Origin of the sequence: Tessaracoccus sp. OH4464_COT-324 (genome assembly GCF_003932855.1) — a bacterium.
Taxonomy (GTDB): Bacteria; Actinomycetota; Actinomycetes; order Propionibacteriales; family Propionibacteriaceae; genus Arachnia.
Map to the genome: position 1 here is coordinate 1 of NZ_RQYZ01000009.1, position 13,638 is coordinate 13,638.

At 67.6% G+C, this 13,638-nt stretch carries 17 protein-coding genes; 10 read left to right on the forward strand and 7 right to left on the reverse strand.

Features of this window, described 5'->3' with window-relative positions; all coding sequences use genetic code 11:
• On the forward strand, positions 1-626 hold a 626-nt coding region (locus EII42_RS12890), incomplete at its 5' end, for a hypothetical protein (protein WP_158676425.1).
• A gap of 214 nt (positions 627-840) precedes the next feature.
• Here EII42_RS12890 and EII42_RS06575 read toward each other — a convergent pair.
• Both EII42_RS06575 and EII42_RS06580 read right to left on the reverse strand, forming a co-directional pair.
• Positions 841-1,758 (reverse strand): hypothetical protein, encoded by a 918-nt coding sequence (locus EII42_RS06575; RefSeq protein ID WP_125171323.1) that lies wholly within the window; start codon positions 1,756-1,758, stop codon positions 841-843.
• A 28-nt stretch (positions 1,759-1,786) separates the two neighbouring features.
• The gene (locus tag EII42_RS06580; RefSeq protein WP_125171324.1) at positions 1,787-2,167 is read right to left on the reverse strand and encodes an RNA-binding S4 domain-containing protein; all 381 of its coding nucleotides are present in this window, start codon (positions 2,165-2,167) and stop codon (positions 1,787-1,789) included.
• A 50-nt stretch (positions 2,168-2,217) separates the two neighbouring features.
• On the opposite strand from EII42_RS06580, the gene EII42_RS06585 reads away from it, so the two are divergent.
• The 4 genes from EII42_RS06585 (at position 2,218) to EII42_RS06595 (ending at position 5,389) form a co-directional block, all read left to right on the forward strand.
• The gene (locus tag EII42_RS06585; protein ID WP_125171325.1) at positions 2,218-2,880 is read left to right on the forward strand and encodes an HAD family hydrolase; all 663 of its coding nucleotides are present in this window, start codon (positions 2,218-2,220) and stop codon (positions 2,878-2,880) included.
• 74 nt (positions 2,881-2,954) lie between these two features.
• On the forward strand, positions 2,955-4,001 hold the full coding sequence (gene cobT / locus EII42_RS13465) for a nicotinate-nucleotide--dimethylbenzimidazole phosphoribosyltransferase (RefSeq protein WP_233558302.1): 1,047 nt from the start codon (positions 2,955-2,957) through the stop codon (positions 3,999-4,001).
• Positions 4,002-4,625, forward strand: coding sequence for a bifunctional adenosylcobinamide kinase/adenosylcobinamide-phosphate guanylyltransferase (cobU, locus tag EII42_RS13470; protein WP_233558303.1), 624 nt, complete (start codon positions 4,002-4,004; stop codon positions 4,623-4,625). It abuts the gene before it with no gap.
• Positions 4,626-4,663: 38 nt separating this feature from the next.
• Positions 4,664-5,389: an adenosylcobinamide-GDP ribazoletransferase gene (locus tag EII42_RS06595; RefSeq protein WP_125171410.1), complete on the forward strand. Its 726-nt coding sequence runs from the start codon at positions 4,664-4,666 to the stop codon at positions 5,387-5,389.
• Here EII42_RS06595 and EII42_RS06600 read toward each other — a convergent pair.
• Positions 5,337-5,969: a 2'-5' RNA ligase family protein gene (locus EII42_RS06600; protein ID WP_125171326.1), complete on the reverse strand. Its 633-nt coding sequence runs from the start codon at positions 5,967-5,969 to the stop codon at positions 5,337-5,339. The genes EII42_RS06595 and EII42_RS06600 overlap by 53 nt on opposite strands.
• Positions 5,966-6,736 (reverse strand): ZIP family metal transporter, encoded by a 771-nt coding sequence (locus tag EII42_RS06605; protein ID WP_233558308.1) that lies wholly within the window; start codon positions 6,734-6,736, stop codon positions 5,966-5,968. The genes EII42_RS06600 and EII42_RS06605 overlap by 4 nt, the downstream gene beginning before the upstream one ends.
• Before the next feature lie 72 nt (positions 6,737-6,808).
• Here EII42_RS06605 and EII42_RS06610 point away from each other — a divergent pair, with 72 nt between their 5' ends.
• Entirely contained in the window at positions 6,809-7,060 is a 252-nt protein-coding gene (locus tag EII42_RS06610) for a glutaredoxin domain-containing protein (RefSeq protein WP_125171328.1), read from the forward strand.
• The gene (locus tag EII42_RS06615) at positions 7,053-7,472 is read left to right on the forward strand and encodes a rhodanese-like domain-containing protein (protein WP_125171329.1); all 420 of its coding nucleotides are present in this window, start codon (positions 7,053-7,055) and stop codon (positions 7,470-7,472) included. The genes EII42_RS06610 and EII42_RS06615 overlap by 8 nt, the downstream gene beginning before the upstream one ends.
• A gap of 217 nt (positions 7,473-7,689) precedes the next feature.
• On the opposite strand, the gene EII42_RS06620 is transcribed toward EII42_RS06615, so the two are convergent.
• The gene (locus EII42_RS06620) at positions 7,690-9,093 is read right to left on the reverse strand and encodes an MFS transporter (protein ID WP_125171330.1); all 1,404 of its coding nucleotides are present in this window, start codon (positions 9,091-9,093) and stop codon (positions 7,690-7,692) included.
• 86 nt (positions 9,094-9,179) lie between these two features.
• On the opposite strand from EII42_RS06620, the gene EII42_RS06625 reads away from it, so the two are divergent.
• Positions 9,180-9,848, forward strand: coding sequence for an FMN-binding negative transcriptional regulator (locus EII42_RS06625; RefSeq protein ID WP_125171331.1), 669 nt, complete (start codon positions 9,180-9,182; stop codon positions 9,846-9,848).
• A gap of 555 nt (positions 9,849-10,403) precedes the next feature.
• On the opposite strand, the gene EII42_RS13760 is transcribed toward EII42_RS06625, so the two are convergent.
• A complete protein-coding gene (locus EII42_RS13760; RefSeq protein ID WP_125171333.1) occupies positions 10,404-10,907 on the reverse strand; it encodes an NUDIX hydrolase in 504 nt (167 codons plus the stop codon).
• A 165-nt stretch (positions 10,908-11,072) separates the two neighbouring features.
• On the opposite strand from EII42_RS13760, the gene EII42_RS06640 reads away from it, so the two are divergent.
• Together EII42_RS06640 and EII42_RS06645 are read left to right on the forward strand one after the other, a co-directional pair.
• Positions 11,073-11,594: a SigE family RNA polymerase sigma factor gene (locus EII42_RS06640; RefSeq protein WP_125171334.1), complete on the forward strand. Its 522-nt coding sequence runs from the start codon at positions 11,073-11,075 to the stop codon at positions 11,592-11,594.
• Position 11,595: 1 nt separating this feature from the next.
• Positions 11,596-12,879, forward strand: coding sequence for a hypothetical protein (locus EII42_RS06645; RefSeq protein WP_125171335.1), 1,284 nt, complete (start codon positions 11,596-11,598; stop codon positions 12,877-12,879).
• 68 nt (positions 12,880-12,947) lie between these two features.
• Here EII42_RS06645 and msrA read toward each other — a convergent pair whose 3' ends face one another.
• Positions 12,948-13,613 carry a peptide-methionine (S)-S-oxide reductase MsrA gene (gene msrA, locus EII42_RS06650; protein WP_125171336.1) on the reverse strand — a complete coding sequence of 222 codons (666 nt, stop codon included), beginning with the start codon at positions 13,611-13,613 and terminating at the stop codon, positions 12,948-12,950.
• Positions 13,614-13,638: the final 25 nt, after the last annotated feature.

Consider the following 13,638-nt stretch of genomic DNA (forward strand, 5'->3'; position numbering starts at 1 on the left):
GGTTGGGTGTCGTCGGCGGGTTGTTGGCGGTGTTGGTGGGGTTGCTGGTGGTGGTTGTGCTGCGGCCAGCTTCTCCCGATTCGTCGGCTCTTGGTCAGGGTTCGTCGTCGGCTCCGAGGTCTTCGATTGTGTTGCCGTCGCCGAGTGTGTCGGATGCTTGGCGGTCTTGGCAGGTGTGGGAGGTTATGCCGCCTGCGGAGATGTTGCCGCAGCTTTATGGCGGGGATCCGCTTAAGGGTGGGGAGCCGCGCGATGATTGGCGGTTGCCTAAGACTTTGCAGGGCTGGACGTTGAACGACCGCGACTATAGCCTGCCCGGCTTGAATGACTGGTCTACCGTTGTGGGCTATGAGGAGGGCGATGAAGAGCCTGATCGGGTCCTGAGGGTTGAGACACAGAGCTTTGAACTGCCTGACCTGTTTAACCGTTATCTGCGGCAGTTGGAAGATGTGCACTACACCGGGAGATTCACCTGTGGAAAGTCGGTTCTTTCCAAGAACATGGAGTGTTTTGCGTATGCGGAAGACACTCTGATCGGCGTGTGGCCATTTACGGGTAGGTTCACGGAGCAGGAGATCGTGGATGCGATGGATGAATTGGTGGATCATCTGTTGGCCACCAGGTGAGCTGTTTCGACGCAGGCGAAACCACCTGGGTCATACCGCTTCTGCCTCGTCAGGCAAACGCTGGCGGGACGGATGATCTGGACTCATAACGCCCGGCGCCGTCACCGAGGTGACGGCAAGGCCGGTCTCGGAAGAATCGACGCGATAATCCGCCTCGCGAGATCAGCCCACCGGCCGGCGCGATCCCCCCGGACACTCGGCCCTACGCCGCGGGCTAAGAGCCGTGAATCTCCTCACCGGCCAGCGAATAATGCCGTTGAGTGCCGTCGCAGCCAACGGTGATCCTAGGCTGCGCCTTCTCCGCAGCGCGGACGACCACCTCGCAGGACCCCTCAGGCAGCAGGCCCGTGATCACCTGAACATCAATCTGAGAAGCCAAAAAAGCCCGACCAGTGGGCCGCTGCGCGGGAACGATGTAGGCAGGCAGCCCGCCCATCCGCTGCCGGAGCACCGTCTCCCGGCCCCGATCGTACACAGCCCAATAACCCCGCTGGGCGGAGAAACCGACCTCCAGCAGGTGCGTCGCCGTGCCAATCACTGTGCTCAACCCACGCTCCACATCCGTGGGATCGGTCGTCCCGAGCTGCTCGACCGCAGTGGCGTCCTCGTTGAAGAACACCGTCTTGGTTTCCGGCTGGGAGGAAACGCTCTGCACCACCTCAAGATCTCGGAACTGCTGAACCTGGTAAACCACCCGACCCTTAACCCCCAGCATGTCCGCAATGTCCAGCATCAGCGGGAGCTGCGTCAACGGGAAATCCGCAGGGCGGAAAGTCTTCTGCCCCAGGAAAGCAAAGTCAGTGATCGTGCTGTCTACCACCCCGTCGTACCAGCGGTAGCTGAGCACGCGGTTCTCCGGCCCGAGGGCGATAAGCGTGGCATCGGTATCCGACACGTTCAGCTTCAGGATCGGAGCATGCTCCGTCACCCGGTCCAGCTCCGCCACCACCCGGGCCGCGTTGTCGCCCCGCGTGAGCGGGCCGTCAATCGGAAACGTATTGGGCAGCAACTCGCTCGGCCTGGGTGAGGCGCTCAGCGAGGGCGAGGCGGGCTCGACCGTCGGCTCAGCCGAAGAGCCGGCCGAACAGGCCGCGAACAACAGCGCAGCAAAGCCACAAAGAAGACGTTTCACCCTGTCAGTCTAGTCCCGGAGGGCTCAGTCAGCGGCCACCGGACGAGCGCGGGTCCCGCCCGCGCAACCTGTCGATCTCCCGACGGTCCTTCTTCGTCGGCCTGCCGGCCCCGGGATCGCGGCGCGCCATCGGGCTGGACAAATAAGCGGGCCGCGGCGGTGACTGATCGGTGTAGCAGGTCACCGCGATCGGTGCCCCAACCCGCTTGGTGATCACCTGCACAACCACAAACTTGCGCTCCCAGCCCGGCTCACGCACGGTCACCACGTCGCCAGGCTTCACGGGGTGCGCGGGCTTAGCATTCGACCCGTTCAGCTTCACATGCCCGCCGGAGACCGCCTTGTTCGCCGCCGAGCGGGTTTTGAACAACCGAACGGACCAAAGCCAAACGTCGAGCCTGCCTGTCATGGAGGCAGAGTCTAGCCGGGGAAAGCCGACAATGGCCCTAAGGTTGAGCCATGACCGCACCTCAAGCAGTACTCTTCGACCTCGACGGCACCCTGACCGACACAGTCGCCCTGATCGCCGAACACATAGCCCGCGTCCTAGACAGCCCCGAACGCCCGGTGACCACCCAAGCCGTCTACCCGTTCATCGGGCAGCCCCTCGCGGCCGCCTTCGAACATCTTGCGGGAGTGAAAGCCGACGAGCCACGCTACGAAGAACTGGCCGACGACTACCGGGCCGGGGCCCGTCGGGCCATTGAGGAACGCGGTCCGAGCCTGGTGCTGCCAGGAGTGGTGGAAACCCTCGACTGGTTGCGCGAGCGAGGCACCAAAGTGGGTGTGGTCACCGCGAAGAACAACTCCCAAGCCCGACACCTGCTCGACTACACCGATCTCACCCCGCTGATCGACATCATCGTCGGCACCGACGACGTGGCCCGTGGCAAACCCGCACCCGACCCGGCGCTGCTCGGCGCCAAGCGGCTCGGCGTCGCCCCCGGCGAATGCGTCTACGTTGGCGACGCCGCGACAGACGTGCAGATGGCGCTGGCCGCCAACATGGAATGCTGGGCCGTCACCACCGGGGCCTCACCGGCCGAGGAACTCCACACGGCGGGCGCCGCCGTCGTCGTGGACCGGCTCGACCACCTGATCCCGCGCTGGTCCACCACGTAGCCGGGGGCGCGACCAGGCCGCGAACTCAGCTCAATAGGATGACCGCAACGCCGCAAGCGAGAAAGCAGGAACCCGTGCTAGCCGAAACCATCGCCCGCATCCAACCCATCTCCGCTGAGCATCTTGCCGCAGCCGAGCGGCGCCAGGCCCAGCTCACCAAGCCGCCGGGCAGCCTCGCGATGCTGGAAGAAGTGGGCAACCGGCTGGCCGGCATCACCCGCCAGTGCCCGCCCCCCGTGCCGCGCCGCGCCGTCGTCGGGGTGTTCGCAGGCGACCACGGCGTCTGCGCCCACAACCTCACGCCCTGGCCCCAGGAAGTGACGCTGCTCATGCTCGCCAACATGGCCCGCTCCGGCGCCGCCATCAACGTGCTGAGCGACGAGCTGGGAGCCACGACGATGCTGACCGACGTCGGCGTCGCCGGCGAATACGATCCCCACCCCAACATCCGCAGGCGCAACGTCGGCAAGGGCGCCAGAGACTTCACCATCGAGCCCGCGATGACCCGCGACGAGACCACCCGGGCCGTCGAGGTAGGCATCGAAGCCGCCAACGAGGCCATCGACGGCGGGGCCGAGGTGCTGCTCACCGGCGAGATGGGGGTGGGCAACACCACGCCGTCGAGCGCGCTGATCGCGGTGTTCACCGGGCGGCCGCCCGCAGAGGTGACCGGATTCGGCACCGGGATGAGCGACGAGTTCCGCCAGCGCAAGCAGGCCGTGATCGAGCAAGCCCTGGCGCTGCACCACCCCTCGCCGCTCGACCCGCTGGGTGCGCTGGCCGCCGTCGGCGGATACGAGCAGGCCGCGCTGGCCGGATTCATCCTCGGCGGCGCGGCACGTGGCGTGCCCATCATCCTCGACGGAGTGATCGCCTGCGCGGCGGGCCTCGTCGCCGCCGCCCTCCACCCCGAGGTACGCGGCTACCTCTTCTCCGGCCACGCGGGCGCCGAGCCCGGCATCGAAGCCGCACTGGAAAAACTGGGGCTCACCCCGCTCGTAGACCTGGGGCTACGGCTCGGCGAAGGCACCGGGGCGGTGCTGGCCCTGCCGACGCTCCGGTCGGCGGCGCGCATCCTGACAGACATGGCCACGTTCGCCGACGCCGGGATCGAGAGCTAAATGGAATACCGCGTGCGCGTCAACGACGCCGACGATCTGGCCCGACAGCTGCTGGCAGCGCTGGCTGCGCGCGGCGAAGTTGAGCCGCTGGGCGGCGCCGCCGGGCGGGTGCTCGTCGTCGGGGGCGCCCGCTCCGGCAAATCTAAGTGGGCCGAGGAACAACTGCTGGATCGGGAGATCGACTACGTGGCCACCAGTTGGCTTGACCCTGCGGATCCCGAATGGGTGGAGCGAGTGCGCATCCATCGGGAGCGCCGCCCCGCGCACTGGCGAACCGTCGAAACCATCGACGTGGCACAACTCCTGGCCGCCCCCGGCCGGCCGATGCTGGTGGACTGCCTGGCGGTGTGGCTCACGCGAATCCTCGACGGCGTGGGCGCCTGGGCGGAAACCCCCGGGTGGCGCGAGGCGCTGGCGGGCCGGGTAGACGAGTTGGTGGCGGCCGTCGCCGACACCGGTCGGGAGGTGCTGTTCGTCAGCAACGAGGTGGGCTCAGGTGTCGTGCCCGCCACCGCGTCGGGGCGGATGTTCCGCGACGAACTGGGCCGACTGAACGCTCGCATCGGCGCCGCCTGCGACCAGGTGTGGCACGTCGTCGCCGGGGTGCCCAGGCGGCTCAAGTGAGGCCGATCACCGCGCTGAGCCTGTTCACTATCCTGCCGATGCCGATGCAGGAAATCGACCGGAGGTCCGCCGCCGGCGCGCTCGCCGCGCTGCCGCTGGTGGGGCTCGTGCTGGGCGTCGTCGCCGGCGCGGTGTTGTGGGGCGCGGCGGTGCTCGGCCTGACCTGGCTGGGCGCCGTGGCGGCGCTCGCTGTCCTGGCGGGGGCGACGGGCGGGCTACACCTCGACGGCGTCGCCGACACCGCGGACGGCCTCGGCTCGCGCAAACCTGCGGAGCAGGCCCTCGACATCATGAAGCGATCCGACATCGGGCCGATGGGGGTGATCGCCCTGGTGCTGGTGCTGCTGGCGCAGCTGGCGGCCATCGTCGACGCCGCTGCGGCCGGGCCGCAGGTGGCGGCTTGCGCGCTGGCGTTAGCGGCCGCGACGGGACGCGCTGGGGTGCTGTTGATCTCGCGGGGCCCCTCCGCCAGGCCGGGCGGTTTCGGTTCGATGCTTTCGGGCGCTCCCGCGCCAGGCTGGGTGGCGGCCAACCTGCTCGCGTTGGCCGGGCTGACTGCAGGCTGCGGCTGGTGGTTGTGGGGCCCGGTGGGCGCGCTGGCCTGGGCGGCGGCGTGGGCCGGTGCGCTGCTCGTCGGCTGGTGCTGGGCCCGCCACGTGGTGCGGCGCCTGGGCGGTACGACGGGCGACGTGTTCGGCTCCACGATCGAGATCACCCAGCTGGCGGTGCTGGCCGCGCTGGCCGGCGCGGCTCAGCTATTGTGACCCTGGTGAACCCGCCCGTTGCCAGGTCGAAGCGGCCCTCGACGCGCAGCTCGCCCGCAATATCCCTGGTGGCATAGCTCAGCAGATGCAGCTGCTCGACGAGCCACCCGCCCGGTGGGGGCACCGCAGCCAGCGCGTCGAGCACGCGCGCGACCGGCCACCGACCGGAGTAGAACCCCAGAGTGATGTGCGGACGGTAGGGGCGCAGCCGACGCACCTCGTCTTCACCGGCCAGCAGCGCGTGTGCGCCTTGCAGCCAGTCGCCCGTGACCTCCAGCATCGGGGAGCCGAGGAAGCTGCCCCATCCGAGGGGGCGGAGCCCGACAGGCCCGTCAGCCGCGCGGCGCAGCCGGGCGAGATCCGCGGCGAGGCGGGCATCGTCGAACTCCATCTCCGCCAGTCCGCAGTAGGCGAGCGTCACGTGCGGCTGCCGCTCGTAGCGGGGCAGGAGCAGCCCGGCCAGCGCGGCTCGGGCCGGTGCGAGATCCATGTCGACGAGGAACCCCCACAGGTAGGCCCGGTCGATGCCGCGGTGCCATTCGGGGTGGTCGCAGTCCTCGCAGGCGACGGTGTAGCTCACGCGAGCGCGATCAGGCTGGCGGCCATCACGATGATGCCGAGGAAGGCCCACAGAGAGACGGTGGTCTTCTTCTCGGTCTCCAGGGCCAGGGGCAGCAGCTCGTGGAAGGAGATGAACACCATGATTCCCGCGATGCCCGCGTTGATCGTGGCGTGGACGCCTTCGTTGAGGAAAGGCCCGACAGCCGCGTACAGCAGCAGCGCCCCGACGGGCTCGGCCAGCCCGGAGGCGGAGGCGTAGGCCCAGGCCTTCAGCCGGTGTCCGGAGGCGTGGTAGATGGGGATCGCTACGGCGATGCCTTCGGGGATGTTGTGGATGGCGATAGCCACAGCCACCGGCAACGCCAGGACGGGATCTTGCAGGGCGGTGATGAGCGTCACGAACCCCTCGGGCGCGTTGTGCGCGGCCAGCACGAGGGCCATCGTCAGGCCCAACCGGGTGAGTTTTGCCGGGCTGGGCTGCTCGGGGGCGCTCGGCATTCCGTGCTCCGCCACGGCCTGGCGCTGGCGCTCGCGGTCGGCCGGGGACCAGCGTCCGGCTACCCGTTCGACGAGTAGAACCAGCCCGGCGCCCGTCCCGAACGCGCTCAGCGCCAGCCAGGGGCTGCTGCCCGCCAGCGCCCCGGGCAGCAGCTCGATCAGGGAGACGCCGATCATCACGCCCGCGCTCAGCGCGACACCCGCGGACAGCATCCGGTGCGACGTATGCGGGCCCCAGACACCGATCAACCCGCCGAGCGCCGTCGCGGCCCCGGCCAACACAGTCATCACGATGGCCACCCACATACCCCCTTTAATAGCGCACCCGCGCCGCTTTTGGGGCGTGCCTAGAATTAGTCCATGAAATTGAGTGTTTATGGCGCCGATTGGTGCGGGGACTGCATCCGTACGAAGCGACAGCTCGACAACCTCGGTGTGGACTACGACTACCTGGACATCGTGGCCGATCCCGCGCTGGCGGATCGGGCGCGGGAGATCTCCGGCCGGACGAACATCCCGGTGGTGTGCTACCCGGACGGCACACACCACGTGGAGCCGCGCGACGCGGAAGTGTTCGCCAAGCTGGTAGAGCTGGGCATCGTCGATGGCTAGGGAGCCGGGCGCCCCGCTCAAGGTCAGCTCGGCGGAACTGGTGGCGCGCGCCGACGCGGTGGTGCCCGGGATCGACGTCGAGGAGGCCGCAGAGCTGCTGGGCGACGACGGCTGGCTCGTCGTTGACATCCGCGACCCGCGGGAGCGGGCCGGGACGGGCACCATTCCGGGTGCCTATCATGCGCCGCGCGGGATGCTGGAGTTCTGGGTGGATCCAGCCAGCCCCTACTATCGCCCGGCGCTCGACGACGGGCGGCGGCTGCTGCTCTACTGCGGGTCGGGTTGGCGCTCGGCGTTGGCCGGCGCCCAGCTGATCGGTATGGGGCGCGACGACGTGGCTCACCTGCGCGGCGGCTTCTCGGCTTGGCGGGAGGCGGGCCAGAGCGTCGAACCCGTGGCCATCGAGCGCTGACGATGGCGGGGGCGGCCGCGGGCGGGTAGGAGGTCCCGCTCGCGGCCGCCCGTCGCTCACATGGGAAGGGCCTGGCGGCCGCGAACAGGCAGCGCGGGTAAGGCACGTCGACAAAGAACCTTTTGGTAGGTCAACCCCCACGCTGCCGAGAACGGTTCTCATTATAGGCCATGTTGGGCCGCCCCGCAACCTGCCCTACACCGGCGGCCCCCGCACATCAGGACCCCTTCGGCGCCGCCCGCAGATCGATCAGCGCCGTAGCACACGCCGCCACCACCGTCGCCGAGATCAGGCCGAAGGCCGCCAGGAAGGCGAACTCCCACCCGTGGGTCGGCGTCAGCACGAAGAACACCGCCGTGATCGCCGCAGCACCGATCGCGCTGCCCACTCGCTGCCCCGTCTGGATGACGCCGCCCGCAGCGCCAGAGTCCGCGGGAGCCACCTCCAGCAGGCTCAACGTCTGATTCGGGCTCACCACTAGTCCCTGCCCAACGCCCAGCAGCGCTACCGTCGCGGCAAGCCACGCCGGATGCACGCCGTAGGGCCGAGCCCAAACCACCAGCATTGAGGCCAGCATCGAGGCCAATACCACCAAAAGCCCGACGAGCACCAGCCGCCGCCCCACCTCCAGCACCCGCCGCCCCGCATAGGACGAGAAGACGCCCGTCGCGAGCGCAGCGGGCAACCCGATCAGCGCCGCAGCCAGCGCACTCCAGCCGTGGCCGCGCTGCAGGTAGAGCGCCAACACGACGTGCACGCTGGTCACTCCGGTGAACTGCAACCCGATCAGCGCCGTGCCGAACGCGAAGCTGCGAATCCGAAACAGGCTGATCCTCACCATCGGTTGCCCGCCGCGCGCCGCATGGCGTTGCTCCCAGTGCACCCAGGAAGCCAGCAGCGCAAGCCCCACCGGCACCACGGCGAACACCACCGGTCCGGGGCCCCGCTCCAGAAAAGGCAGCATCAGACACAGCATGGCTACGGTAAACAGCGCCACCCCCACCGGGTCCAGGTCCGCGCGCGATTCGCGCCGTGCGCCGAACGCCTCCCGCGGAAACCACGCGAGCGCCAGCCCGACGATCAACACCGTCACTGGGACGTTCACCAAGAAGGTGAGCCGCCAGCCGAGATCATCGCCCAACAACCAGATCGCGGCCCCGCCCATCAGCGGGCCAACCGAAACCGAGAGCCCCACCGCCGCGCCGAAGCTGCCGAAGGCCCGCGCCCTGGCTCGCCCCGAGAAGAACTGCTGGATCAGGCCGATCACCTGCGGATTCACCATGCCCGAGCCCACGCCCATCAGCAGGCGCGCGGCATCCAGCAGTATGCCGCCTGAGGCCAGGCCTGCGATCAGCGAACTGAGGCCGAAAATTGCGATGCCGCCGACGAACAGCCGACCTCGGCCGTACACATCACCGGCCCGGCCCGCCGGCACCAGCACCACGCCGAAGGTCAGTGCGTAGCCAGCCAGCACCCATTGCAACTGCGAGTCGGTGGCGGAGATGGACGACTGGATCGCGGGCAACACCACGTTGATGCTGGAGACCGACATCATCGTTAGGAAGACGGTAGTCAGGCTCACCGCGAGCACCCTGCGCTGAGCCGCTCCATCGTCGGACATCCGGGATCTCCTCTCTGGAGGTAACCTACCCTCAGTGGCGGGCTCGGCCGATGGCGGGCTCACAACGTGGGCCTACACTGGGTGCCATGTACGTGCCCAACCATTTCCGCATCCCCGACGATGAGCTTGCTCGTATCCTGTCGGTGGCCCGCGGTGGAAACCTGGTGACGGTGCACCCCGACGGGCCCCGAGCCACCTACATTCCCGTGCACCTAGAGGAGCGCGACGGTCAGCAGGTGGTGGTGACGCATCTGGTGCGCAACAACCCGTCAGCCCGCGACATCATCGCCGATGGGCTGGTGATCATCGACGTGGCCGACGCCTACGTCTCGCCGGCCTGGTACGCGACGAACGAGCAGCTACCCAACGTGCCTACCTGGGACTACATCACGGTGCACCTCACGGGCAAGGTCACGGTGGATACCTCTCCCGAGGGCGCGCTGCGTGCGGCGCGGGTGCTCACCGAGCGGATGGGCGAGGAGTGGTGCCTGGAGCTCGTCGGCGAGGAGAAACTGGCGAAGATGGCGCGGGCCATCGTCGGGGTGGAGCTGGTGGTGGAGCGGGTCGAGGCGAAGGCCAAGATGAGCCAGAACCGGCATCCCGACGATGTGGCCAGCCTGCTCGCGCACTTCGACGAGCACGGGCCAGGGGAGCTGGCCGACTACCTGCGCGACGTGAGCCTGCCCTATGCGCGCAGCCGATTCGAGTCGATCGAGCGCACTCGCGCCCGGGAGCTTCGGGCGTTCGGCAAGTGATGCTCAGCACCCTGTCCTCGGCAGTTTGGGCCGGGGATGGTCAGGTCCGGAGGGCCGGGCGGGCTGTGGCGAGGCACTTCCGCTGGACGTCGCGCTCGGATGCTGGGTGGGTGTGCCGGGGCAGAGGCTCGGCGACGCGCTTGCCGGCGTCGGTGGCGGTGGCAAGCACGGTCCCGTTGTTGGCGACGTCCCAGGCGACGCCGAGGCCGTCGGCGTTCGGGGAGGGCAGTCGGGTGATGGTGCTCCGCCAGCTGACCGGGACGTTGCGGCCGCTCGCGTTGAAAGCTTCGCCGGCGACGGTGCCGTCGGCTCCGATATCGAAGGCCCGGGCGAACTTGGAGCCGGCCAGGTGAGGAAGTGGCTGGGCGTCGGCCTTGCCGGGGAGCCAGAGCGCTGCCTCCTGTGGCTGGGCGCTGGCGCCGGGGCGGAGTAGCCCGACGATGGTGCCGTCATCGTTCAGGCCGTTGGCGGCGGCCGCCGCGTGGCCGGGGGAGCCGAGCAGCAGCAGGTCGTATTCGACGGTGTCGCCCCCGGTGGGGCGTGGCGGCCCGGCCCTCAGGACAGGTCGTGGGTGACGTCTCGCGTCACGATGTGCTTGGGAGATGCCGGCAACTCCGCCAACTCCGTGGCGAAAAACCGTGGGTACGCCGGGTAACTGGCAAACTCGGCCACCGGGAGCCAAACCGCATCCTCGGGTTGTCCATAGGCATCGCAGCTGTTCACCTCGAAGGACTCCCCGGCATAGCGCATCAGAAAGTAGAGCGCCACCTCGTGGCACAGCTTGCCGCGAAGCACGTCAGTGGTGGCGTCAGTGAAGACGTTCTCGTGCACGAACAGCAGTCGGTCAACCTCAAGATCCAGCCCGAGTTCCTCGCGCACCTCCCGACGCACCGCGTCCTCAGCGCTCTCGCCGTGCTCGATGGCGCCGCCCACCGAGTAGAAGTAGGAAGTGGCTGGATTCGACATCATCAGCACCTGCGAGTCATGCATAATCACTGCGGCCGCCCGCAACCTGAACCAGGCGCCGCCCTCGTCGTAGGCGCACTCTCGACATTGCATGGCGCCAAGTGTAGATCGGGCCGCGAAAAGGCCGTTGGCGCGAGGGCGTCCTGGAGGGGGGGCGATCCAGGCGTCGAAGAAGGTGGGAGACCGGCCAGAATTGGTTGCGCGAGCACAGAACCTTTCCGTCAGGTGGATCGTTTGGCGGGGTGAAAGGAGGGCGAAATGAACAAGGCTGACGCCCGATCGAACTTCGAAGAGTTCGTGGCCAGCAACCTGAACACCTTAGTACGCATAGCGCGCTCGCTCACCGGCGACGCCGACGCGGCCGACGACCTGACCCAACTGGCCCTGGAGAAGGCCTACCGCTCTTGGGCGAAAGTGATGCTCCTGTCCGACCCGCTCGCTTACGTTCGGCGCATCCTGGTGAACAGCGCATACGACTCCTGGCGGCGAAAGAAGCGATTCCGAGAGTTGTTCGGGGCCAAATCCGACGCGGCCGACCTGCCCGCGCAGAGCAGGTGGGGAAACCCGGAGCTGAGCTTCGACGCCTCGGCGCAACTGGACGAGCTGCTGCGTCCCCTGACCGAGCGCGAACGCGCAGTGATCACGCTGCGCTTCCTGGTGGACCTGTCCGAGGCAGCCACCGCCGACGAACTGGGCATCGCCGTCGGCACCGTCAAATCAACCACAGCCCGCGCGCTGAACCGTATGCGGTCGGCCAACCCGCTGAAGATTGGAGCCTGACATGGATCCGCGAGACCTGAAAGACCTGTTCGATAACCAGAAAGTGACCACCAGGCTCACCCCGTCCGCAGTGGCCGACAGCGCCGAACGAAAGATGAAAGTGCGACGGGTGGGCGTCGTCGTGGCAGCCCTCGCGCTGGCCGTCGGCGGCGGGATCGGGGCAACGCAGGTGGGCAGCTGGCTGCGAAGCGATGTGATCCACGTCAACCCGGCAGAAGCAAGCCCGAGTATGACGCCCGCCAGCGAAACTCCCGCCAGCGAAACTCCCGCCAGCGAAACTCCCTCCGAACCAACACCCTCAGCTACGACGCAGGATCCCGCCACGCCCGATCCCACACCCACCGATCAGCCGACAAAGGAGGACCCGCCCGCCCCGGCATTCCCGGAGCAAAAGTGCAGTGTCAAAGCCCCAAAGGGCTGGCTGGCGATGATTGATCAGGTGCAGTTCCGGCGCTACTACGGAGGAATCGGGCTAAGAGAGGTTGATACCCGAATCAACTTCGTGTTCGACGGCGAAAGGATTACAGAAGCCCGCTGGAAGTCACCAAACGGCGAAAACCTGCTCATCAGCAAGACTGATGACTTCTCGGGCGAAATGCAGTCCGACGGGCGGTTCGTTACCTACCTGAAGGCCGTCGATTCCGGAGACGTGCGGCTGTTCGTCTGGGATTCGCAGAACCCGGAGAACACAATGCAGATCGGCGACATGGATTTCGGTCAACCCAGCGATTACGGCGCCTACCTCAGCAAGGGGAAGCTCTGGGTCTTCTCCGACGATGGTGCTAAAGCCACGATCTGGCTGGCGGACCTCGCAACCGGGCCCGAACTCAGGCAAGTGATCGAGGGGAAGAATCTGTCGATCTTCCCCGCCCTCAACGGCAAGTTGCAGGTGACGAACAAGGGCAAAACCAGCTGGCTCACCCCGGACGGCGAATTGACCCCGCTGCCCGCAGGAACCGAAGGCTACTTCTTCGACGGGGAGTCGAACGGGGTGTACCTGCTGCGGACCACCGCGCCGAACGAAGTGCAGACGGCGCTTTGGCACGACTCCTGGGGCAAGAAGTTCCCATTGTCAGCCATAGAAATGGTGGGCGACTGGGTGGAACTGGACGACGGCCTATTCAACTACCGCACCGGCGTCACGATCAAGCAAGATCACGCCAGCCAGTACTGGAGCTTGCTCAACGGGCACGACGGGGGATACCTGGAAGTCCATGGCAACCGGGAGGACGCGGCGGAGCGCAAACTGATCCGGCTGGATGAGTTGCCCGAGGTGGGCTGCTAGCGCCAACTGGGGCCGACGAGGTGGCGGGGAACAAACACCCGCCACCTTCCCTCCGGGCCGGTCCGTGGTCAGTCGGCCGAAGGGCCGCACCGCACACCGGTGGCATGAACGGGGCAGTAGCCGTCGGGATTCTTGTGCAGGTACTGCTGATGATCCTCCTCGGCGTAGTAGAAGGTTTGGCCCGGAGAGATTTCGGTGGTGATCTCCCCGAAACCGGCCGCAGACAGCGCCTGTTGGAACGCCGCCCGCGAAGCCTCAGCGGCCGACAGTTGCGCGTCGTCAACGGGGAACAGCGCGGAGCGGTACTCCGTGCCGACGTCCGCACCCTGCCGATTGAGCTGGGTGGGATCGTGAGCCTCCCAGAAGGCGCGCAGCAACTCGTCGTAGCTCACTCGCAGCGGATCAAAGATCACCTGCACAGTCTCCGCATGACCAGTCCGGCCCGTACAGGACTCCCGGTAGGTGGGGTTGGGCGTGAAACCGCCCATGAACCCGACCGCGGTGTTGAGCACGCCGTCGGTGGTCCAGAAGAGACGCTCCGCTCCCCAATAACAGCCGAGCGCGAAGTACGCCACCTCAGCGCCAGACGGCACCTCGTCAAGCGGCAGCCCAAGGACAGCGTGGCGGGGGATGGGCTGCAGGATGGGCGTCTCGCGCCCCGGAAGCGCCTGCTCAGGCGCCACCATCTCGGGGCGCAGCCTGCGTTTGATCCAACCCTGCACGTCAATTTCCATGCGCCTCAGCCTACCCAGCCCACCC